General features: G+C 46.6%; 14 protein-coding genes. 9 read left to right on the forward strand and 5 right to left on the reverse strand.

Annotated elements, in window-relative coordinates; all coding sequences use genetic code 11:
• Window positions 1-43 precede the first annotated feature (43 nt).
• The 5 genes from araA (at window position 44) to rpiB (ending at window position 7,641) form a co-directional block, all read left to right on the forward strand.
• On the forward strand, window positions 44-1,585 hold the full coding sequence (gene araA / locus ONT08_RS10920) for an L-arabinose isomerase (protein ID WP_264959913.1): 1,542 nt from the start codon (window positions 44-46) through the stop codon (window positions 1,583-1,585).
• An 81-nt stretch (window positions 1,586-1,666) separates the two neighbouring features.
• A complete protein-coding gene (locus ONT08_RS10925) occupies window positions 1,667-3,259 on the forward strand; it encodes a xylulokinase (RefSeq protein WP_119227430.1) in 1,593 nt (530 codons plus the stop codon).
• Window positions 3,260-3,338: 79 nt separating this feature from the next.
• On the forward strand, window positions 3,339-4,913 hold the full coding sequence (locus tag ONT08_RS10930; RefSeq protein WP_118200311.1) for an alpha-N-arabinofuranosidase: 1,575 nt from the start codon (window positions 3,339-3,341) through the stop codon (window positions 4,911-4,913).
• A gap of 106 nt (window positions 4,914-5,019) precedes the next feature.
• Complete coding sequence (locus ONT08_RS10935) at window positions 5,020-7,041, forward strand: transketolase family protein (RefSeq protein WP_254974450.1); 2,022 nt, start codon at window positions 5,020-5,022, stop codon at window positions 7,039-7,041.
• 156 nt (window positions 7,042-7,197) lie between these two features.
• Window positions 7,198-7,641, forward strand: a complete 444-nt coding sequence (gene rpiB / locus ONT08_RS10940) for a ribose 5-phosphate isomerase B (RefSeq protein ID WP_118078814.1) — start codon at window positions 7,198-7,200, stop codon at window positions 7,639-7,641.
• Window positions 7,642-7,739: 98 nt separating this feature from the next.
• Here the strand turns inward: rpiB and ONT08_RS10945 are convergent, their stop codons facing one another.
• Together ONT08_RS10945 and ONT08_RS10950 are read right to left on the reverse strand one after the other, a co-directional pair.
• The gene (locus ONT08_RS10945) at window positions 7,740-7,973 is read right to left on the reverse strand and encodes a DUF2442 domain-containing protein (protein WP_006846784.1); all 234 of its coding nucleotides are present in this window, start codon (window positions 7,971-7,973) and stop codon (window positions 7,740-7,742) included.
• Window positions 7,974-7,985: 12 nt separating this feature from the next.
• The gene (locus ONT08_RS10950) at window positions 7,986-8,237 is read right to left on the reverse strand and encodes a DUF4160 domain-containing protein (protein ID WP_117586867.1); all 252 of its coding nucleotides are present in this window, start codon (window positions 8,235-8,237) and stop codon (window positions 7,986-7,988) included.
• Window positions 8,238-8,733: 496 nt separating this feature from the next.
• Between ONT08_RS10950 and ONT08_RS10955 the strand changes: the two genes are divergently transcribed.
• Together ONT08_RS10955 and ONT08_RS10960 are read left to right on the forward strand one after the other, a co-directional pair.
• Window positions 8,734-12,120, forward strand: coding sequence for a helicase-related protein (locus ONT08_RS10955; protein ID WP_264959914.1), 3,387 nt, complete (start codon window positions 8,734-8,736; stop codon window positions 12,118-12,120).
• An 11-nt stretch (window positions 12,121-12,131) separates the two neighbouring features.
• Complete coding sequence (locus ONT08_RS10960) at window positions 12,132-15,374, forward strand: BREX-1 system adenine-specific DNA-methyltransferase PglX (RefSeq protein ID WP_264959915.1); 3,243 nt, start codon at window positions 12,132-12,134, stop codon at window positions 15,372-15,374.
• Between the two features lie 90 nt (window positions 15,375-15,464).
• On the opposite strand, the gene ONT08_RS10965 is transcribed toward ONT08_RS10960, so the two are convergent.
• Window positions 15,465-15,602 (reverse strand): hypothetical protein, encoded by a 138-nt coding sequence (locus tag ONT08_RS10965; protein WP_181985876.1) that lies wholly within the window; start codon window positions 15,600-15,602, stop codon window positions 15,465-15,467.
• A 178-nt stretch (window positions 15,603-15,780) separates the two neighbouring features.
• Here ONT08_RS10965 and ONT08_RS10970 point away from each other — a divergent pair, with 178 nt between their 5' ends.
• Window positions 15,781-16,248: a hypothetical protein gene (locus ONT08_RS10970; protein ID WP_264959916.1), complete on the forward strand. Its 468-nt coding sequence runs from the start codon at window positions 15,781-15,783 to the stop codon at window positions 16,246-16,248.
• A gap of 377 nt (window positions 16,249-16,625) precedes the next feature.
• Here the strand turns inward: ONT08_RS10970 and ONT08_RS10975 are convergent, their stop codons facing one another.
• A complete protein-coding gene (locus ONT08_RS10975; protein ID WP_264959917.1) occupies window positions 16,626-17,834 on the reverse strand; it encodes a hypothetical protein in 1,209 nt (402 codons plus the stop codon).
• A 53-nt stretch (window positions 17,835-17,887) separates the two neighbouring features.
• Window positions 17,888-20,524: a DNA gyrase subunit A gene (gene gyrA / locus ONT08_RS10980; protein ID WP_264959918.1), complete on the reverse strand. Its 2,637-nt coding sequence runs from the start codon at window positions 20,522-20,524 to the stop codon at window positions 17,888-17,890.
• A gap of 285 nt (window positions 20,525-20,809) precedes the next feature.
• On the opposite strand from gyrA, the gene ONT08_RS10985 reads away from it, so the two are divergent.
• Window positions 20,810-23,488: an ATP-dependent Clp protease ATP-binding subunit gene (locus ONT08_RS10985; protein ID WP_264959919.1), complete on the forward strand. Its 2,679-nt coding sequence runs from the start codon at window positions 20,810-20,812 to the stop codon at window positions 23,486-23,488.
• Window positions 23,489-23,528 lie beyond the last annotated feature (40 nt).

Genomic DNA, 23,528 nt, shown 5'->3' on the forward strand with positions numbered 1-23,528 from the left:
TATTAAATCACATTAACAATAACAATTAATACAACAAACAATCATGATTAAAGCATTTGAAAATTTAGAGGTATGGTTTGTAACTGGTGCACAGCTTCTTTACGGAGGCGAAACAGTTAAGATAGTAGATGGTCACTCAAAAGACATGGTAGATGGTCTGAACAATAGTGGCATCATTCCAATCAAGGTAGTTTACAAGGGTACAGCTAACTCTTCTGCAGAGGTAGAGGCTGTCATGAAGGCTGCCAACAACGACGAGAAGTGTGTAGGTATCATCACATGGATGCACACCTTCTCTCCAGCTAAGATGTGGATCAAGGGCTTGCAGGCTCTCGAGAAGCCTCTCCTCCACTTCCACACTCAGTACAATGCAGAACTCCCTTGGGATTCTATCGATATGGATTTCATGAACCTCAACCAGTCAGCCCACGGCGACATCGAGTTCGGTCATATCTGCACCCGTATGCGCATCCCTAGAAAGGTAGTTGTAGGTTACTGGAAGAGCGAAGAGGCTCAGAAGCAGATTGCAACATGGGCTCGCGTAGCTGCAGGTGTTGCTGATGCTCACAACGTACGCTGCCTGATGTTCGGTATGAACATGAACAACGTTGCCGTAACAGATGGCGACCGTGTAGAATTCGAGCAGCGCTTGGGTTACCATGTAGATTACTACCCAGTATCTTCACTCATGGAGTACTACAAGAAGGTAACTGATGCAGAAGCTGATGCTCTCGTTGAGGAGTACAAGAAGGAGTATACCATCAAGATTGATGAGTCTGGCGAGGAAGTATATTGGGAGAAGGTGAAGAACGCAGCTAAGGCTGAGATCGCTCTCCGTCGCGTATTGAAGGATGAGAACGCAGTAGCATTCACAACCAACTTCGATGACCTCGGCGATGCTGATATCGACGATCCAAACTTCTGCGGTTTCGACCAGATTCCTGGATTGGCTTCACAGCGCCTGATGGCAGAGGGTTATGGTTTCGGTGCTGAGGGTGACTGGAAGACAGCTTGCCTCTACCGCACACTCTGGGTAATGAACCAGGGCTTGGAGAAGGGTTGCTCATTCCTCGAGGACTACACACTCAACTTCGCTGCCGACCGCACATCTAGCCTCCAGAGCCACATGCTCGAGGTTTGCCCATTTATCGCAACAGACAAGCCAAAGCTCGAGGTTCACTTCCTCGGCATCGGTATCCGCAAGCAGCAGACTGCCCGTTTGGTATTCACATCTAAAACAGGTAAGGGTGTTAAGGCAACTGTAGTTGACCTCGGCAACCGTTTCCGTCTCATCGCAAGTGAGGTAGAGTGCATCGAGCCAAAGGCAATGCCTAAGCTCCCTGTAGCTTCAGCTCTCTGGGTTCCACAGCCAACCTTCGAGATTGGTGCAGGTGCTTGGATCCTCGCTGGTGGTACTCACCACAGTGCATTCTCTTACGATATCACTGCTGAGTACTGGGAAGACTTCTGCGAGATTCTCGGTATTGAGTTCGTCAACATCGACAAGAACACAACTATCAGCAGCTTCAAGCAGCAGCTCCGCAACAACGAGATTTACTACATGCTCAACAAGGCGTTGAGATAATTTAAGTGAAGAGTGAAGAACGAAGAGTGAAGAATTCCTATGCTTTTCTCTTTGTTCCTTACATTAAAGAAAGAATCAATAATGAGCGCAAAAACTATTATAGAATCAGGTAAGGCCATTCTCGGTATCGAGTTTGGCTCTACCAGAATCAAGGCTGTCTTGATCGACACCGACAACAACCCTATCGCACAGGGTAGCTTTGAGTGGGAAAACCAGTTGGTTGATGGTCTCTGGACTTACAGCATCGACACAATCTGGAAAGGTTTGCAGGATTGTTATGCCGACCTCCGCAAGAACGTGAAGGCTGAGTACGACTGCGAAATCAAGCAGTTGGCTGCCATCGGTATTTCTGCGATGATGCACGGCTACATGGCTTTCGGTAAGGATGAGAACATTCTCGTTCCTTTCCGCACATGGCGTAACACCAATACAGCCAAGGCTGCAGCTGAACTTTCAGAGCTCTTCCACTTCAACATCCCATTGCGTTGGAGTATCTCTCACGTATATCAGGCTATCCTGAATGGTGAGGACCACATCAACAAGATTGACTTCCTTACCACTCTCGCCGGTTATATCCACTGGCAGCTCACAGGCAAGAAGGTTTTGGGCGTAGGCGATGCATCAGGTATGCTCCCTATCGACTCTAACACCAACAACTACGATGCAGAGATGGTAGCTAAGTTCGATAAGCTCATCGAGCCTAAGAACCTGGGCTGGAAGATTCTCGACATTCTCCCTGAGGTACTGAACGCAGGCGAAGATGCTGGCGTATTGACCGAGGAAGGTGCAAAGAAGCTCGACCCATCAGGCACACTTCAGGCAGGCACCCCACTCTGTCCTCCAGAAGGTGATGCAGGTACTGGTATGGTAGCTACCAACGCTGTACGTCAGCGCACAGGTAACGTCAGTGCAGGTACTTCTTCTTTCTCTATGATTGTATTGGAGAAAGCCTTGAGCCAACCTTACGAAGTCATTGATATGGTGACTACTCCAGACGGCAGCCCTGTAGCAATGGTTCACTGCAACAACTGTACTTCAGACCTCAATGCATGGGTAGGTTTGTTCAAGCAATATCAGGAGTTGCTCGGTGTTCCAGTAGATATGAACGAGGTATTCGGCAAGCTCTACAACCACGCTCTTGAAGGCGATGCAGATTGCGGTGGCTTGATTGCTTACAACTATATCTCTGGTGAGCCTGTAACAGGTCTTGCAGAAGGTCGCCCTATGTTCGTACGTTCTGCCAACGACCACTTCAACCTTGCCAACTTCATGCGTGCCAACCTCTATGCTTCAGTAGCTGTATTGAAGATTGGTAACGATGTATTGTTCAAGGACGAGAAGGTACAGGTAGATCGCATCACAGGTCATGGCGGTTTGTTCAAGACCAAGGGTGTAGGTCAGCGCATCCTCGCTGCAGCCATTAACTCCCCTATCTCTGTCATGGAGACAGCAGGCGAAGGTGGTGCATGGGGTATCGCCCTGCTCGCAGGTTATCTCGTTAACAACGATGAGAAGTTGAGCCTGGCAGATTATCTCGACAAGAAAGTATTCGCAGGCAATACTGGTGTAGAGATTGCACCAACTGCAGAAGATGTTGCTGGTTTCGATAAGTACATCGAAACTTACAAGGCTGGTCTTGCTATCGAAAAGGCAGCAGTTGAGAACAAAAAGTAACTAAACGATAAATACGTTTGTGGGGATTATACCTCCACAAACGTATTATACTAAAAATCAACAACAAATAATAAGAACAATGATGAAGAAACTTTTCGCTACCACATTGCTTTCAACAGCAGTTGCATTCTCAGCTCAAGCTCAGGATGTTACAGGAACAATCCATGCCAACCAAGGAACACAGAAAATCAATAAGGAGATTTACGGCCAGTTTGCCGAGCATCTCGGAAGCTGTATCTATGGCGGACTTTGGGTAGGTCCTGATTCTAAGATTCCTAACACTCAGGGTTACCGCAACGACGTGCTCCAAGCCCTCAAGGACCTGAAAGTGCCTGTATTAAGATGGCCTGGAGGATGCTTCGCTGACGAGTATCACTGGATGGATGGTATCGGTCCACGTGAGAAGCGACCAAAGATGCAGAACAACAACTGGGGTGGAACCATTGAGGACAACTCTTTCGGTACACACGAGTTTCTGAATCTCTGCGAGATGTTGGGTTGCGAGCCTTACATCAGCGGTAACGTGGGTTCCGGCACTGTTGAGGAATTGGCAAAGTGGGTGGAATATATGACCAGCGATGGAGATACTCCTATGGCAAAACTCCGCCGACAGAACGGCCGCGACAAGGCTTGGAAGGTAAAATACCTCGGTGTTGGTAACGAAAGTTGGGGCTGCGGTGGCAACATGCGTCCTGAGTATTATTCAGATCTCTTCCGCCGCTACTCTGTTTATTGCCGCAACTATGACGGGAACCAGCTCTATAAGATTGCATCTGGAGCGAGCGATTACGATTATAACTGGACTAAGGTATTGATGGACCGTATCGGCAACCGTGCCAACGCCATCTCTCTACATTATTATACAGTAACAGGCTGGACAGGCAGCAAGGGTTCTGCCACCAAGTTCAACAATGAGGATTACTACTGGACTATGGGCAAGGCGCTCGGCATAGAAGATGTCATCAAGAAGCACGAGGCTATCATGGACAAGGCTGATCCAAAGAAGCAGGTTGCCCTCCTCGTTGACGAATGGGGAACCTGGTGGGATGAGGAGCCTGGCACTATCAAGGGCCACCTCTATCAGCAGAACTGTATGCGCGATGCCTTCGTTGCTGCACTCTCGCTGAATGTATTCCACCGCCATACAGAGCGTGTGAAGATGACCAATATCGCACAGATTGTCAACGTACTCCAGTCAATGATCCTGACAGATACAAAGGGAACAGGTCACATGGTTCTGACTCCAACCTATCATGTATTCAACATGTACAAGGACTTCCAGGAGGCAACCTATCTCCCAATGGATGTAAAGTGCGACTCTATGGATGTTCGCGGCGATGATCACGCAAAAGATGGAAGAAAGATTCCATTGGTATCTACTTCTGCAGCCAAAAAGGCAGATGGAACCATTGTGGTTGCTCTTGCCAATGTCAGTCTTGACAAGGCTCAGCAGGTAGAGTTTAATCTGGATGGTGCAGCTGCTCCAAAAGCTGTAACAGGACAGATTCTTTCCTGCAACAAGGTGAGCGATTACAACGACTTCGCACACCCGGATGTAGTGAAGCCTGCAGTTTTTAAGGATGCAAAAGTAAAGAAAAACACCCTTAAGGTAAAAATTCCTGCAAAATCTATCGTAGTTTTGAAAATAAAATAGTATCTTTGAAGGCAAAAAAAGGAAGTATCCTTCTTTTGAGTAGCCTTCAGAGCTAGAAAAACAAGAATATTTCAGCAGAAATAACAACAATAATAAATATAAAATTATGAACGACATTAAAGTAATGAATCATGCAGCTGATAACATCCGTATCTTGGCTGCTTCAATGGTAGAAAAGGCTAATTCCGGTCACCCAGGTGGTGCTATGGGTGGTTCTGACTTCATCAACGTGCTCTTCTCTGAGTACCTGGTTTATGATCCAGCAGATCCAACATGGACAGGTCGTGACCGTTTCTTCCTCGACCCAGGTCACATGAGCCCTATGCTCTATGCTGGTTTGGCTTTGCGTGGTTTCTTCTCTATGGAAGACCTCAAGCAGTTCCGCCAGTGGGGTTCTGTAACTCCTGGTCACCCAGAGCTCGACCTTCAGCGTGGTATCGAGAACTCATCTGGTCCTCTCGGTCAGGGTCATGCCCTTGCAGCTGGTGCAGCTGTTGCAGAGAAGTTCCTCGAGGCTCGTCTGGGTTCAACCATGATGCAGCACAAGATCTACGCATACATCTCTGATGGTGCTGTAGAGGAGGAAATCTCTCAGGGTGTTGGTCGTATCGCCGGTAACCTCGGTCTGAACAACCTCATCATGTTCTACGATTCTAACGACATCCAGCTCTCTACAGAGTGTGGCGTTGTAATGAACGAGGATACAGAGATGAAGTACAAGGCTTGGGGCTGGAATGTCATCAAGATCAACGGTAACGACGTAGCTCAGATTCGTGAGGCGCTCGATGCTGCCCAGAAGGAGCAGGACCGCCCTACCCTCATCATCGGTAAGACAGTAATGGGTAAGGGTGCCCTCCGCGCAGACGGTACAAGTTACGAGGCTTGCATCAATACTCACGGTGCTCCTCTCGGTGGCGACGCATACGTAAATACAATCAAGCACCTCGGTGGTGATCCTGAGAATGCATTCGTTATCTTCGACGATGTAAAGGAAATCTACGCTAAGCGTGCTGAGGAGTTGAAGAAGATCGTAGCTGAGCGCAAGGCTGCAGAGGCTGAGTGGCGCAAGGCTAACCCAGAGAAGGCTGCCCAGATGGATGAGTGGTTCAGCGGCAAGGCTCCTAAGGTAGACTGGAGCAAGGTTGAGCAGAAGGCTGGTTCAGCTACACGTGCAGCATCTGCTGCTTGTCTCGGTGTTTTGGCAGAGCAGGTTCCTAACATGATCTGTGCTTCTGCTGACCTTTCTAACTCTGATAAGACTGATGGCTTCTTGAAGAAGACCAAGAGCATCGTTCGCGGTGACTTCTCAGGTGCATTCTTCCAGGCAGGTGTTGCAGAGTTGACTATGGCTGATATGTGTATCGGTATGATGCTCCACGGTGGTGTGGTTGCAGCAATGGGTACATTCTTCGTATTCTCTGATTATATGAAGCCAGCTGTACGTATCGCAGCCCTGATGCAGGTTCCAGTGAAGTTCATCTGGACTCACGATGCATTCCGCGTTGGTGAGGATGGACCTACTCACGAGCCAGTTGAGCAGGAGGCACAGATTCGCCTCATGGAGAAGTTAAAGAACCACGCAGGTAAGGACAGCGTCCGCGTATTCCGTCCAGCTGATGCTGACGAGACTACAGTTTGCTGGAAGCTCGCTATGGAGAACGTTGAGACTCCTACAGCTTTGATCTTCTCTCGCCAGGGCATCGCTAAGTTGCCAGAGGGTAATGATTACGAGCAGGCTGCTAAGGGTGCTTACATCGTAGCAGGCAGCGACGAGAATCCAGACGTTATCCTGGTAGCAAGCGGTTCTGAGGTTTCTACATTGGAGGCTGGTTGCGATGCTTTGCGTGCCGACGGCATCAAGGTTCGCGTGGTAAGTGCTCCATCAGAGGGCTTGTTCCGTGGTCAGAGCAAGGAATATCAGGAGAGCGTATTGCCAAAGAACGCTAAGATTTTCGGTATGACTGCCGGTCTTCCTGTAACTCTCGAGGGTCTCGTAGGCGCTAATGGTAAGGTTTGGGGTATGGAGAGCTTCGGTTTCTCAGCTCCTTACAAGGTACTTGATGAGAAGCTCGGTTACACAGGCGAGAACGTTTACAAGCAGGTAAAGGCTTTCTTGGCTGAAGCTTAATTAGTTTGATAAGTTAGGAGTTAGAAGTTTGGTATCAGTTTTTGTCATCAGGCAATCATCTGGTTTACAGCATCTAACTCCTATCACTCTTTTATATTAACCTTGTGATGTAATGAAGAGTTTGCTCTTCGTTCTTCACTTAAAAACTTAAGTATTATGGAAGTAAAGACAGTTGGTATTGCATGCGATCACGCAGGTTTTCCATTGAAGCAATTCGTTTTGGAATATTTGGAAAAGAAGGGTTATCCTGTAAAGGATTATGGTACATACAGCGATGCGAGTGTAGACTATCCTGACTTCGGTCATGCTCTTGCTAATGGCATTGAGAGCGGAGAAGTATATCCAGGTATCGGCATTTGCGGCAGCGGCGAAGGTATCGCCATGACATTGAATAAGCATCAGGGTGTACGTGCCGGATTGGCATGGTGCAAGGAGATTGCTCATTTGGTTCGTCAGCACAACGATGCCAACGTATTGGTACTTCCAGGTCGTTTCGTAGACAACAAGACCGCCGAGGCTATTCTCGACGAGTTCTTTGCCACAACATTCGAGGGTGGCCGTCACGAGCGTCGCGTCAAGAAGATTCCTGTTCAGCAGTAAAGTTCTGAATGGATAAAAAAGAATTAAGGCTGAGTCATCGCATGATGGCTCAGCCTATTTTTATGGAAAGGCTGACTGTCTTTCAACCTAAGAAATCTTTAAGCCATAACACCATTATCATAGAGATATTCCGGAGCAATATCAGCTCCATTATACCAGAAGATAGTTTGGTCTAGTCCGAATTGAACGAACTTTTTCTTGTCCTTCAATTCTGCAAATGCCGGATATTTCAAAAGAGGCTGCAAATCAACCTTCTTCGTCACTCCATCATTAAATGTACAAAGAAGAGTATAATCTCCTAAATAATCTACATCTTTAACTGTTAGTATCATAATCTTCAATTTTTAACGTTGTACTTTCTTGATTGTTTCACCTCGCTGAGCCTTATCCCATAATTCCATGATTTCCTCGACATGTTCATCAAGAAAGTCATTTATCAAATGAATGGTTTTAGACTTAGCTCTTCCTTCCACAATTCTATCCTTAATTGTAATTGTGAATTCACCTTCACCACTTCTCACATGTACATGTGGGGGATTATGGTCAAAAGCATAAATATAAATCAATATACCTTGTATAACATATACTGCACCCATACATTTCCCTTTTAAAATCGTAAATACGCTTGCAAAGTTACGCTTTTATTTGGAAATCGCAAAGAAAAATGAGATTATTTTTTTGTCAATCCAAGATTTTGTAGTACCTTTGTGCCCAAGTATGGCGAGGCAAATGCCAAACCTGCTCTATTTTCGTGGGTTAACGATTAGATTCGTATCGATTCGACTGGAAGTTCTAAACAGAATAGCTCCTACCAAAGCAAAATTCAACAAGTGTGAACTGAAAGTGAGAATGGATGCGCCTAGATATGGCGTATCCTCTCCTTTTGTATTTCACACTTTAGGCCATCTGTGGTAGGAGCTGCCTTGTTTAGAGATACAACAAGGTGGAGGGTACGCTCTTTTTATTCCCTCGAAAAGACATTTTGAGAATTTACAGATTTCAGTAACAAGATTTAAAGCTCCTACCAATTATGCAAACAAATCTAAAGATTGAAACTGCTAGAGATTGTTGTACCCTATAAACAGCAATCACATGGCTCGTATCTATGACAACCTGGAAACCAAGTTCACCGATGGGCTCCAGGGCATTATTTCCAACGTGGGCGTAAAGCGCGTTGATTTCTGCGTGGGTTACTTCAACCTGCGTGGCTGGAACCTTATTGTCAATGAGGTTGACCAGCTATCCGGTGATTTTGTATATGAACAGAACTACCGCATATTCCGCACCTGCCGACTCCTCATCGGTATGCACCGACCAGACGAAGACCTCGTGCGAAGTCTCTATTCCGGCAAGAAACAACTGCCTGATGCCGAGTATGTGCAGAAATGCAAAATAGCCATTTCCCGAGACTTCAAAAAGCAGCTCCTGCTGGGACTCCCATCGAAAAACGATGAATGGACACTCCGCCGACTCTCCGCACAGATGAAGGAAGAGAAAGTATGCGTCAGGCTCTATCTTCGAGAGCCCCTACATGCCAAGCTTTATCTTGCATATCGGCCAGACGACAACTTCAACCCCATCCAGGCCATCATGGGTAGCAGTAACCTTACCTACTCCGGATTAACCCGACAGGGAGAGCTGAATGCAGAGTTTGCCGATAGCGACAGTGCAGAGAAACTTTCAGAATGGTTTGATGCAAGATGGAACGACAAGTTCTGCATTGACATCACCAAAGAACTGATTGATGCCATCGACAACAGTTGGGCTGGCGAAGAAGATATCCCACCTTATTATATCTATCTCAAGACGGTATATCATCTCAGTCAGGAGGCACGTTCGGGCATCAAGGAATTCACGCTTCCACCCGAATTCCGCAACACCCTTTTCGATTTCCAGCAGAATGCGGTGAAGATTGCAGCCAAGCATCTTAATAACGACAAGCGAAACGGAGCCATGATAGGCGATGTGGTGGGTTTGGGAAAGACCATCACCGCCTGCGCCATCGCCAAAATCTATGAGATGACCTACGCCAGCAGCACCCTCATCATCTGTCCAGCCAACCTGCAGGACATGTGGGCAAAATACAAGCAGAAATACGATCTCAAAGCAGACATCGTCTCGATGCAGAAACCCATTGACGTGGAGAACACCTGGAACTACCGACTGATTATCGTAGATGAAAGCCATAACTTGCGCAACAGCAGCGGAAAGCGATATCACAACATCCAGGAATTGATTCATAAACTGGATTGCAAAACCCTGCTGCTTACCGCTACTCCATACAACAAGGATTTCTCCGACCTGGCCAACCAGCTGAAACTTTTCCTGAGCGACGACCAGGACCTTGGCATCCGCCCGGAAGCTTACATCCAAAGTCTGGGAGGCGAGCGAGAGTTTCAGCGCAAGCATAGCGACATCCACATCCGCAGCATCAAGTCGTTTGAACAAAGCGACAAGACAGATGATTGGAGCGAACTGATGAAACTCTTCCTGGTTCGCCGCACCCGCACCTTCATTAAGGATAACTTTGCCTTAACGGACGAAAGCAATGGCAGAAAATACCTGCAGTTCCCGGATGGAAGCAAGTCGTATTTCCCCGACCGCATACCGAAAGCCCTAAAGTTCAAGACTCAACAGGGCGACCAGTATAGCCGCCTCTATTCTGAAAAAATGGTAGCAATGATGGAAGAACTTCTGCTGCCACGCTATGGGCTTACCAAATATCTGAATGAAGCCAAGGCAGAAGAAGCATCCCGAGCCGAAAAACAGCTCATCGAGAACCTCTCGAAAGCAGGTCAGCGCATCATGGGATTCTGCAAAAGCACCTTCTTCAAGCGAATGGACAGCAGCGGTTTCGCCTTCCTGCTCACTCTGAAGCGCCACATCCTGCGCAACGCCATCTTCCTCTATGCCATCGACAACAAGCTCAATCTGCCCATCGGCGACGAGAACTCCCTACCCGATGACTTCATGGAAGATGAAGATGTCAACGGAATGTTTGATATAGGTGATGACAACCAGGACAGCGATGACCTCATCATCCCTACTGAAATGGAATACTACGAGCAGAAAGCCAAGAAACACTATGAACTGCTGATGCAGAAGCATAATGTAAACTGGCTCAACAGCAAGTACTTCAAGCGAACACTCAAGCAGAATCTCAAGAAGGATTGCCAATGCATCATCAAGATGATTCAGCTCTGCGGACAATGGAAAACGAAGGAAGACCAGAAACTCAACGAACTCTACAAGCTCCTAACAGAGACCTATCCGAAAGACAAGATCGTGCTCTTCACCCAGTATTCCGACACCGCCAAGTATCTCTGCCGCCAACTCCGCAAGAAAAATGTGGAGCAGATAGACATCGCCACGGGCGACAGCAAGAACACCACCAGCATCGTGGAGCATTTCTCACCTGTGAGCAACGAGAAGAGCTATCCTGCCGACCAGCAGAGCCGAATCCTCATCGCCACCGATGTACTGAGCGAAGGTCAGAACCTGCAGGATGCGCATATCATCATCAACTACGACCTGCCATGGGCAATTATCCGACTCATCCAGCGAGCCGGACGTGTGGACCGTATCGGACAGCAGAGCGACCACATCGACTGCTATTCCTTCTTCCCTGCCGAAGGCGTAGAAAAGGTAATCAACCTGCGCAAGCGCCTGAACGACCGCATCAACGAGGCAGCCAACGTGGTGGGAAGCGACGAGGTGTTCTTCGAGGGCAACGAGCAAAACCTGCGAGATATGTATAATGAAAAGAGCGGCTCGCTCGACGATGTGGACGACAACGATGTGGACCTGGCTTCACAGGCATACCAGATATGGAAGAATGCCACCGATGCCAAACCCGAGCTGAAACGCATCATCCCACACCTGAGCAACATGATCAATGCCACCAAGGCTACTACAGACAGGCTGAATGATGGCGTCATCACCTATGCACAGACCCGAAGTGGATTCGATGTGCTCTCCTGGCACAACAGCAAGGGCGAAATCGTGAGCCAGTCGCAGAAGCGCATTCTCCAGGCCATGGAATGCGATGCCGACGAGCCCAATATGGAGCCAGCCGACCAGCATTACGACCTGGTGAAGAAAGCCATAGACAACATCGGCGACGAGAACACGCATGTAGGCGGCATTCTAGGCAGCAGATTCAGTACCCGCTACAAGATTATCCAGCGATTGGAGCGATATTACGAAAAGCCTGTAGATCTCTTCTTCTCCGACGAGAACAAGGAAGAGCTGAAATATGCCATCAACGACATCTACAACTATCCGCTCCAGGAAACCGCCAAGTTTAATCTGGGAAGAATGATGCGACAGAACAACGTGAGCAACGACGACCTGGTGGAGTATGTGCTCGACATGCACAAAAATAACCAACTCTGCATCATCGACGAAGATACCAACTCCAACAAAGAGCCTAAAATCATCTGTTCGATGGGTTTGAGATGGAGTGAATCACATTTATAATAATTCAAGACATGACAAGAAAAGAATTCAACCAATATATACAGGAAGCCAGTTTCCAGGAACTGTTCGTCACAGAAATGGGATGGAACAACCCCAAGGGTATGACCGATTTCATCGTGCCCCACATCGACGAAATTGACTACGAGATGGAGGTCATTGCCGAGCGCAATGGTTTTCAGATACTTACCTGCCTGGTAGAGAAGATACCGACAGCTTCTACCTGTAAGAAAATAGACATCAAACTGCGCCAGCAAGCCCACGACTACATCTGCATCTACATAGAGCAGCAGGGCTTCCACCACCAGTGGGTTGCCCCGGTAAACAAAGTGGAAAAGCGCGACATCGTAACCATCGAGTATGCCAGCGTAGCCCAGGCAGAGTTTCTTTACACCAAGATTCCCGACCTGAGCTTCGATCTTAACGAAGACACCACCATCATGGATGTGAAGCAGCGCATCCAGGGAGCCTTCATGGTGAATTCAGAGAAGATAACCAAGGATTTCTACGCAGGATTCAAGAAAGAGCATACCCAGTTTGTGAAATATATCACAGGCATCAACGACGAGATAACCGACGACAAGAAGAACAAGGAGAAGCAATGGTATGCATCCGTGATGCTCAACCGCCTGATGTTCTGTTATTTTATCCAGAAGAAAGGTTTCCTGGATATGAACGAGAACTATCTGCGCGACAAGCTCAGCATGGTACAACGAGAGCGTGGCGAGAACGAATTCTTCCAGTCATTCTACAAGGGCTTCCTGATACACCTCTTCCATGAAGGCTTGAATGGACACCAGCGTAACGAGGCGTTCCTTAACAAATATGGCCGCATACCCTATCTGAACGGAGGCATGTTCGATTTTCACGACATCGAAAAGATGTTCAAGGATATTGACATCGATGACGAGGCGTTCCTTCACCTTTTCGATTTCTTCGATAAATGGCGCTGGCATCTGGATACCCGCATCACAGCATCGGGCAAAGACATCAACCCCGACGTGCTGGGCTACATTTTTGAGCAATACATCAACGACCGTGCCCAGATGGGAGCCTACTACACCAAGGAAGACATTACGGAATACATAGGCAAGAACTGCATCCTGCCCTTCCTTTTCGACAGCGTTAAGAAGACCACCTCTGAGAAGGATTTCAAGGAAAAGGGTTACATCTGGCAAAACCTACAGCAGAGCGGCGACAAATACATCTATGATGCCGTGAAGCACGGATATACAGCAGATTGGCTCTCGCTCATCCCGGGCGAGATAGCAGAAGGTGTAGATACCACCCAGCCTCAACTTCTGGAGCGCAGAAGCCATTGGAACGAGCGCACACCGGAGCCATTCAATCTGCCTACGGAGATATGGCGAGAAACCATCGAGCGATTCCAGCGCTGCGATGATCTGCTGCAAAAGATTACTGCTGGCGAGATTCACGAAATCAACGATTTCATCACCTATAATCTCGATATCCGTCAGTTTACATACGATTTATTGTTAAATACGGAAGACCATCTCTTGGTAGAGCATTTCTATCATGCTATGCAGCACGTCTCTATCCTAGACCCTACCTGCGGCAGTGGCGCCTTTCTGTTTGCAGCCATGAACATCCTGGAACCATTGTATGAAATCTGCATTACCCGCATGGAGGAGTTCCATCAGAAGAACGAGAAGTTATTCGTAGCTGAACTTGAAGAGATTAGCAAGAAGTATCGAAGTAACATTCAGTACTTTATCTATAAGAGTATCATTCTCCGCAACCTCTATGGCGTTGATATCATGGAAGAGGCTGTAGAGATTGCCAAGCTGCGCCTGTTCCTGAAAATGGTGGCGGTAGTGGATGTAAATCCAAGACTCGATAATCTTGGTCTGGATCCGTTGCCGGATATCGACTTCAACATTCGTTGCGGCAATACTTTGGTGGGATATGCTACGGAAAAGGAATTGGATGATGACTTGAATTATGGCGACATGTTTGCCAAGCAGGAGTTCAAGGACAAGGTAGAATTGGAGATGGAGGTTGTGGCTCGTGCCTACGAGCAATTCAAGGACCTTCAGCTTACTTCGCAAGAGGAGGCAAGCGAGTTTAAGGAGTCTAAAATGCAGCTCAAGGCAAAGCTTTCTGGGCTTAACGACTTGCTGAACCATAAGCTTTTTTCTTCAATGGTATCAGATGCCAGCATTTCGTATGAAGAATGGCTCTCCAGCCACCAGCCTTTCCATTGGCTGGCGGAGTATTATCATATCATGCATAGCAATGGTGGCTTTGATGTTATCATTGGCAATCCGCCGTATGTGGAAACAAAAAAGATTAATTACTCTTTAGAGGGATATAAAAATAGATATTCTAACTTATATGCATATTGCATTGAAAGATTCTATAATTTAGATGCACAAGCTTCAAGATGTAGTCTCATTGTGCCAATGAGTCTTACATCAATACGTGACTATGAATTATTAAGAATGTATGTTATCAATCAATATAATACAATATACATCACAAATCGTGCGATAAGACCAAGATCGCTATTTGAAGGTGTTTCACAACGTGTCTCTATTTGTCACTTTTCGAATTCAAACAAAACAAAAGTGTTTACAACCAAGTATTTAAGAACCAATAATAGTGAAACCCTATTCAAAACTTTAAAATTTGAACAAGCCATTATTGATACGGCCAGAGAGCATTTGATACCTAAAATAGGAAGTGGATTACATAAAAATATTTGGAAAAAGCTTCATTCAAAGAAAAAAGATATCAATAGTGTTATATCAAGTGATGGGGTACAATTATATTATAAGGATTATGGAGAAACGTATTGGATTTTCCCCTTTAATTTTATCCCATACTTAACACCCATAAAATCATATAAGATGGTTTATTGTGAAGGCAAATACTCAAATCAAGTCTTCCAAATCTTAAATTCATCTCTATTTTATGTATTTTACTCGACTATATCTGATTGTTGGCACTTTGGAAACTGGCACATCAATGAATATCCTGTGTCTATCAAGGAAGTTGAACACCTTGAAAAAGATATTATATCTGCGTCATACAAAGAGAATAGAATAACGAGATATGATAGCAGGGCAAATGGATATATATATGAATATCATATCAGCAAATCCAAGCCCATCATCGACGAAATCGATAAGCTTCTGGCGAAGCATTACGGCTTTACAGAAGAAGAGCTCGACTTCATCATCAACTACGACATTAAGTATCGTATGGGAGATGAGCTGAACAAGGATGAGGAGTAAAACGAAGAATCCCTGTTACTGATGCTACTTGGCAAGCATCGGCAACAGGGAATTTTCATTGTATTGTTTATCCTTCAGAATTATAGAAATCTAGCAAGGTCGTACGGAAACTACCTTTGCCACATGTCCCTCAGGAATGCCTGGTACAACAATCAAACAACTAACAGGATATTTCTTTTCAAACTCCTCAATAGGAAGAGCGAATACATTTAATTTCTTTTTCTTCATAATTAACTCCTTTCTTGTTTACTTATATCTTATTTTAATATTTATTTTTCTGCAAAAGTACACAGAAGCTTTCAAAATACCAAATATTTTCAGGCAAATCTACAAAAAAGCTGGTATTTCCTTTGATTTTCAGCGGATTATTCGTATTTTTGCATCGTTATAAATACAAATTCTTTATATGCCAGAGATACTATCACATATGGGAAACCTGGAGTTGCTGGAACGACCAAAGACTGCGTTTCTCTGTTCCAGCAAGACAACAAGCCGAGACATCCTAAAAAGTTTCGACTGGGCTACAAGTGTGCCTAAAGATTCCTGCATCATCAGCGGCTTTCAGACAAAACTGGAAAAGGATGTACTGCAACTTCTTCTGAAGCGCCACATCCCCGTCATCATCGTGCTGGCTAGAAGAATGTATAAGATGCTGCCTGCCGAAATGCAATCAGCCATCAACTGCAACGAAGCCCTTATTATCTCCCTCTCCCATCTTCCCCGCAACTCCAAGCAAAGTGCTTTGGCTAGGAACAAATTCATCATCAGCATCGCTGACAATGTAGTATTTGGAGCTTTAGACCCAACCAGTTCACTCACTAACCTGGTGGAGGAACAGAAACTACTTGGAATAGAAATACACGCAAGCGTATGATATCAAAGGACAATGCGTAAGATACAATCGCAGAATACGGAAGAAGTTGTCGGAAAAGACAGATGAAATTATCGGAAAAGATAGTATAGGTTATCGGAGAAGTTAGCTCCGTAGGCCGCACAACAGCTGTTGTGCGCTTGCATAACAGCTGATATGCGCTCGCACAACACCTGTTGTGCATGCGTAGACCAGCTGATGGGCGCCTACAGCAAACCAACATTACTCGCTGATGTTTTTATCAATCATTTTGCCACAAAAAACACAGTCCTATTTGTTATCTTACCGGAACAACCCAATGTCAAAGAAACAAAAAAAAGGGATGCCACACCAGGTGACATCCCCCTATGAGAATCAAATACTTATTTGAAGCTTAAACTTTACTTGCTCTCAGCCTCAGCCTGCTTGGTTTCTGCTGCGTTAGGACCATAGTAACCATAGTAAGCCTGGTAACGGGTGTAACCCCAGTTAGCCTGAGCCTTCTCTGGATCGAGCTGCTTAGCCTTGTCAAGAACCTTGATAGCCTCCTGGTAAACAACCTTGCGGCCGTTAGGATCCTGCAAGTTACCAGCCTTACTGTTGTAGCAAGCACCCAGATAAGTAAGAACAACTACGTTATCCTCCTTTGCAGCAAGAGCCTGCTTCAAACACTTGATAGCGTTGTCTGCATCGTTCTTCTGGATATACATCATACCCTTGTTGGCAAGAGCTACGAAGTTGTTAGGGTTCTTTGCGATAGCATTGTCCAAAAGTTCAGTCTGATCCTTCTCCATCTTCAATGAAGAGTACATAGAGTTCAAACCATCGAGAACAACCTCATTGGTCTCGTCCTTTGCAAAGATATCCTTGAGCTTGTTAACATAGGCAAGAGAATCCTCGTGAGTCTTCAAGCCGTCCTTCATTACATAGAGCTTGAGGTTGAGGGCATCCTTAGCCTCCTTCTCACTCTTCATGGCGATGTCGCAATACTTCTCGCAACGGGCAGCATCCTTAGCCTGGTATGCATAACGGGCTGCAAAGAGAGCAACCTGACCAATATAGTCCTTCTCGCTATCCTTCTGCTTCTGGTCTACAGAAGCAAAGAGAGGCTCATTGTCTGTATCGAGGAATGCACCCCAATACTTCAATACCTCATCAGCCTTATTGTTCTGGGCTGCTGTCTGACCCGCATTAACGAGCTGAACACGAGCACCCCATACACGGCTAGCGTTGTTGTTAAACTTAGGAGCAACCTTACCCTTAGCGTTAGGAAGCTGGTCGTACTTGTAGCACTCAATAGCATTGATCAATGCATTGTATGCGCCCTCAGACATAGCAGCCTCGTCAACCGGGTCGTTCTTCTTCATGATCTGATTGGTCTGCTGGATGCTCTGCTGGTCGTTGAACTGCTTCATAGCGAGATCAACGAGCTTGTTGTAAGCCTTGGCCTTCTCTGCATCGTTAGCCATCTGACCCAAATTCTGCTTAACCAAAGCCTCAGCCTCGGCATAAGACTTAGCCTTCATGACAGCCTTGAGAGCGTCACTGTCGCCTGCGAATGCTGATGTGGCACCTAGTACCATCATTGCAGCTACTAAAAACTTTTTCATTTTTCTTAATGAGTTTAAAAGTTGTTGTTATTTATTTTTTACGCGTCTTTTCTTTATTCGAAATCTACGTTGCCCGAATCGGTATCCTCTGCTTCAGATGCTTCGTCAGCGAGATGAGCCCCAGCCTCAGCAGCCTCTTCAGCAGTCTTGGCACCTACGGTATCATTCTCTATCTCCTCGCTCTTCTTAGCCCAGGCAGAACGGCTCTCCTCTTCTACAGAAGCCTCGAGCTCAGAACTCATCACCTTGCATACGCTGGCAATGACATCATTCTTCTTGGCAAGATTGATGAGGCGGACACCCTGAGTAGCACGGCCCATGACACGACAATCAGCTACGGCAAGACGAATCACGATACCACTCTGGTTGATAATCATGAGGTCGTTATCATCGGTTACGTTCTTGATAGCTACCAGTCGACCGGTCTTGTCGGTAATATTCAGTGTCTTCACACCCTTACCGCCACGCTTGGTAACGCGGTAATCGAGTACATCAGAACGCTTACCATAACCCTGCTCGCTCACTACCATCACGGTTTCCTTCTCAGGATCGTTGACAACAATCATACCTACTACAGCATCATTACCCTCATCGAGGCGCATACCACGAACACCGGTAGACGTACGGCCCATTGTACGGATCTCGTTCTCGTCGAAACGGACAGCACGACCATTGCGGTTGGCAATAATCAGCTCGTTATGACCATTTGTCAGACGAACATCTACCACCTCATCGCCCTCTACGATGTTGATAGCAATCACACCATTGGCACGTGGACGGGAATATGCCTCCAGACAGGTCTTCTTCACGGTACCATTCTTGGTAGCGAAGACTACATAATGGTTGTTGATGAACTCTGCATCATTCAATCCCTTCAAGCGGAGGAATGCATTCACCTGGTCATCGCTCTCGATGTTGAGGAGGTTCTGGATGGCACGACCCTTGGAATTGCGGTCGCCCTCAGGAATCTCGTAACACTTCAACCAGTAGCAGCGGCCCTTCTTGGTGAAGAACAGCATGGTCTGGTGCATGGTAGCAGGATAGATATACTCGGTGAAGTCCTTATCACGGGTACGGGCACCCTTAGAACCTACTCCACCACGAGCCTGCTCACGGAACTCTGACAATGGGGTGCGCTTGATATATCCGAGATGACTCACGGTGATAACCACTGGGTCGTTTGGATAGAAATCTTCTGGATTGAACTCATGGTCATCTGGCTTAATCATGGTACGACGTGCGTCACCATACTTCTCCTTCACCTCGTTGAGTTCATCCTTCATTACCTTCTTGCAGAGTTCAGGATCGTTCAGAATCTGGTTCAAGTAGTCGATGGTCTTCATCAACTCGTTGAATTCATTGTGCAACTGTTCCAGACGCAAGCCTGTCAACTGGCTGAGGCGCATATCCACGATGGCCTTACTCTGAAGTTCATCGAGTTCGAAGCGCTTCTCCAAGTTGCGCTGGGCATCAGAAGGAGTCTTGCTGGCTCTGATAATATGTACCACCTCGTCGATGTTGTCGCAAGCAATGATCAAGCCCTCGAGAATATGAGCACGCTCCTGAGCCTTCTTCAGTTCGAACTGGGTGCGGCGGATCGTAACATCATGACGATGCTCTACGAAATACTTCACACACTCCTTCAAGCTCAAAAGGCGTGGACGGCCTTTAACAAGAGCGATGCAATTCACTGAGAATGAACTCTGAAGAGCTGTCAGCTTAAAGAGTTTGTTCAAAAGAACATTAGCATTGGCATCACGCTTCACATCAACAACGATACGCATACCCTGACGGCCAGACTCATCGTTTACATTAGCGATGCCATCTACTCTGCCTTCCTTGGCAAGGTCAGCAATAGCCATCACGAGCTGCTCCTTGTTGACACCATAAGGAATCTCGGTGATAACAATCTTATCATGGTTTTCACTACTTTCAATCTCGGCAGTGGCACGAACCACGATTCTGCCCCGACCCGTTTCGTATGCATCCTTCACACCCTGTATACCATAGATGGTAGCACCGGTTGGGAAGTCAGGAGCAGGGATATACTGCATCAATCCATCTGTATCAATGTCAGGATTATCGATGTATGCACAGCAACCATCAATCACCTCACCCAGGTTGTGGGTAGGCATATTGGTAGCCATACCTACGGCAATACCGTTACCACCATTTACCAGAAGATTAGGAATCTTGGTAGGCATCACGGTAGGTTCCTGCAGGGTATCATCGAAGTTGTTGGTCATATCAACCGTTTCCTTATCAAGGTCATCCATGATATGCTCACCCATCTTGGAGAGGCGGCACTCTGTATAACGCATGGCAGCAGGAGAGTCACCGTCAACAGAACCGAAGTTACCCTGTCCGTCAATCAAGGTATAACGCATGTTCCACTCCTGTCCCATACGCACCAGAGCGCCATAAACAGAAGAGTCACCGTGAGGGTGATACTTACCGAGCACCTCACCAACAACACGCGCACATTTCTTATAAGGTTTGTCACTGGTGTTTCCAATGCCGAGCATACCGTAAAGAATACGGCGGTGCACAGGCTTGAAACCATCGCGTACATCAGGGAGGGCACGAGCCACGATAACTGACATCGAATAATCGATGTAGCTCGACTTCATCTCCTCCTCAATGTTGATCTTCATGATTCTATCATGATCCATTGTCTGATTTTCGTCCATTTCTTATATTAATGTATTATTGTTTATTCGTTACTTTCAAAACGCCTGTTTTCCATCCGGAAATCGCGTTTAAGGGCATTTCCTTGCGTTCTAAGCCGTTTTACCCTTTTGAAATTCCCGACAAAGATACAAAAAAAAATGATACTAAAACGCTTTAGAGGCGAAAAATCGCATTATTTTAGCATTATTTGTATTTTAACAATGCAAAAAAGTTGGCATATCATTTGCTATTATTAAAAATAATGTGTACTTTTGCACTGAGATTTTTTAAAAATATAAGCAAATATGATAAATCCGTTTTCACATATACAGGACATACTGAACAGAAGTAGCAAAGAAGCAGCACGCACCTTGGGAAGAGAAATCAGCGTGGAGCATCTGATGCTGAGTCTGATCAGCCAGAACGACAGCGATGTCAACAAGCTCCTGAAGGGCGCAGACATCAGTCCGATGGCTTTCAGCGGAGTCCTTAACAGCAAACTGGAAAAGCGTGTGGAAGAAACTCCTGCCGATAACGTGAAGGAGAACAGCCACATCCCATTCAGCCAGATAACAGACAGCATTATCAGAGACTCTATCCGCGAGGCAAACAACTACGAGCACTCCAAGATTGTAGAGCCAAGACATCTGCTGCTTGCCATCTTGAGAAATGACAAGAACCCTGTAGCCAACTGGCTGAGTCAACTGGGCTTAAGCTACGACCGTGCCATCGAAATGCTCTATCCTACTGACAAGGATGATGAGCAGAAGACAGAAGAGTCGAAGGATTTCAAAATGGAACCACAAACACCAGATTCAGAAACCCCTGATGCTGACAGGCAGGAGGAAGCAGAGAATCTGGAGATGGCAGGTGGAATAGAAGCAGAAGATGACTACAACGAGCAGAACGACATGATGGAAACTGACGAAGAGCCATTCGATATGGAAAAGGACCAGAATCCGATGAGACTGTCTACCCGTTCAAATGGAACTCCGCGCAAAAAGAGCAGCACCCCTACCATCGACAAATTCAGTTTCGACCTGACCAAGGCTGCAGCCGATGGAAAACTGGATCCTGTCGTAGGCAGAGAAAAGGAGATTCAGCGTGTGCTCGAGATTCTGGGTCGCAGAAAGAAGAACAACCCAGTATTAATAGGTGAACCGGGCGTAGGAAAGAGTGCCATCGTAGAAGGACTGGCACAGCTCATCAACAACCAGGAAACATCACCTATGTTCTTCAACAAGCGTCTGGTAAGTCTCGACCTGACTGCCATCGTTGCAGGAACCAAATTCCGCGGACAGTTTGAAGAGCGCATCAAGAATGTCATCAAGGAACTGGAAGACCATCCGGAGATCATCATCTTCATAGATGAGATTCACACCATGATAGGCGCCGGTTCCGGCGAAGGAAGCATGGATGCAGCCAACATTCTGAAACCAGCCCTGGCAAGAGGTATCATCCAGTGTATCGGTGCCACCACGCTCGATGAGTATCGCAAGAGCATTGAGAAGGACGGAGCCTTGGAGCGCCGTTTCCAGAAGGTTATCGTTGAACCAACTACACGCGAAGAGACCCTGCTGATACTGCACAACATCAAGGAACATTACGAGAAGCATCACTGTGTGAGATATACAGACGAGGCTCTCGAGACATGTGTCAAACTGACAGAGCGCTATATCACCGACCGCCACTTCCCAGACAAGGCTATCGACGTGATAGATGAAGCCGGCTCGCGCGTACATATTAATAATGCAAGTGTTCCTGCTCCATATATCAAGCTGGAAAAAGAACTGAAAAAGATAATCAGCAAGAAGCAGCAGGCTGTAGCAAACCAGAACTTCGAGATGGCAGCCTCATGCAGAGATGCCCAGACCAAGATCGAGAAAGAGATTGAGGACATGAAGGCGCAATGGCAGCAGGGAGAGATTGGCGAATATGTTGAGGTAACAGCCGAAGATATTGCCAACGTTATCAGCATGATGACCGGCGTACCGGCCCAACGTATGGCAGAGGGTGAAAGCAAACGTCTGAAAGATCTGGAGCACAACCTGAAGCACAAGGTGATTGCTCAGGATAATGCTATCAACAAGATGGTAAAGACCATTCTGAGGAACCGTGTAGGCTTGCGCGACCCTAACCATCCTATTGGCGTATTCATGTTCCTGGGTCCTACAGGTGTAGGTAAGACCTATCTTGCCCAGAAACTTGCCGAGGAAATGTTTGGTTCGAAAGATTCACTCATCAGAATAGACATGAGCGAATTCTCCGAGAGTTTCAACACCTCACGTCTGGTAGGTGCACCTCCAGGATACGTAGGCTATAACGAAGGTGGACAGCTGACCGAAAAGGTACGCCGCAAACCATACAGCATCGTATTGCTCGACGAAATAGAGAAAGCCAACAGCAAGGTATTCAACCTGCTCTTACAGGTACTCGACGAAGGCAGACTTACCGATGGCAACGGCCGACTCATCGACTTCCGCAACACCATCATCATCATGACCTCTAACGCAGGAACCCGCCAGCTGAAAGATTTCGGCAGAGGCGTCGGCTTTACTTCTGCAGGTATAAAAGGCGGATTGGCGATGGATGAGAAAGACAAGGAGTATGCCCGCAGCATCGTCCAGAAGAGTCTGAGCAAGCAGTTTGCTCCAGAGTTCCTGAACCGTCTCGATGACATCATCACCTTCGACCAGTTGGATCTCAATGCCATCAAGCGCATCATCGACCTCGACCTGGAAGGACTGGTCAAGAGAATAGAAGAACTGGGATTCCATTTCCAGATTACCGAAAAGGCAAAGGAGATGGTAGCCAAGAAGGGATACGATGTGCAGTTTGGTGCCCGCCCACTCCGCCGCGCCATCCAGACCTACATCGAAGATTCCGTTTGCGAGATGTTACTCGATGGCACAATGAAGCCAGGCGACACCATCTCGGTAGGCAAAAATTCGAAAAAAGAAGAATTGACATTCAAGAAACTATAATCAGAAGAGGGACTATCCACTGGCGATAGTCCCTCTTTTG

This window comes from Segatella copri, from assembly GCF_026015465.1.
Taxonomy (GTDB): Bacteria; Bacteroidota; Bacteroidia; order Bacteroidales; family Bacteroidaceae; genus Prevotella; species Prevotella copri_E.

Coding starts and splice junctions, on each gene's coding strand:
- ONT08_RS10965 (WP_181985876.1), bottom strand. CDS start 15,602: ATGAAGAAAAAGAAATTAAATGTATTCGCTCTTCCTATTGAGGAGTTT.
- ONT08_RS10975 (WP_264959917.1), bottom strand. CDS start 17,834: ATGAAAAAGTTTTTAGTAGCTGCAATGATGGTACTAGGTGCCACATCA.
- ONT08_RS10925 (WP_119227430.1), top strand. CDS start 1,667: ATGAGCGCAAAAACTATTATAGAATCAGGTAAGGCCATTCTCGGTATC.
- ONT08_RS10960 (WP_264959915.1), top strand. CDS start 12,132: ATGACAAGAAAAGAATTCAACCAATATATACAGGAAGCCAGTTTCCAG.
- ONT08_RS10955 (WP_264959914.1), top strand. CDS start 8,734: ATGGCTCGTATCTATGACAACCTGGAAACCAAGTTCACCGATGGGCTC.
- ONT08_RS10985 (WP_264959919.1), top strand. CDS start 20,810: ATGATAAATCCGTTTTCACATATACAGGACATACTGAACAGAAGTAGC.
- araA (WP_264959913.1), top strand. CDS start 44: ATGATTAAAGCATTTGAAAATTTAGAGGTATGGTTTGTAACTGGTGCA.
- gyrA (WP_264959918.1), bottom strand. CDS start 20,524: ATGGACGAAAATCAGACAATGGATCATGATAGAATCATGAAGATCAAC.
- ONT08_RS10950 (WP_117586867.1), bottom strand. CDS start 8,237: ATGGGTGCAGTATATGTTATACAAGGTATATTGATTTATATTTATGCT.
- ONT08_RS10935 (WP_254974450.1), top strand. CDS start 5,020: ATGAACGACATTAAAGTAATGAATCATGCAGCTGATAACATCCGTATC.
- ONT08_RS10945 (WP_006846784.1), bottom strand. CDS start 7,973: ATGATACTAACAGTTAAAGATGTAGATTATTTAGGAGATTATACTCTT.
- rpiB (WP_118078814.1), top strand. CDS start 7,198: ATGGAAGTAAAGACAGTTGGTATTGCATGCGATCACGCAGGTTTTCCA.
- ONT08_RS10930 (WP_118200311.1), top strand. CDS start 3,339: ATGATGAAGAAACTTTTCGCTACCACATTGCTTTCAACAGCAGTTGCA.
- ONT08_RS10970 (WP_264959916.1), top strand. CDS start 15,781: ATGCCAGAGATACTATCACATATGGGAAACCTGGAGTTGCTGGAACGA.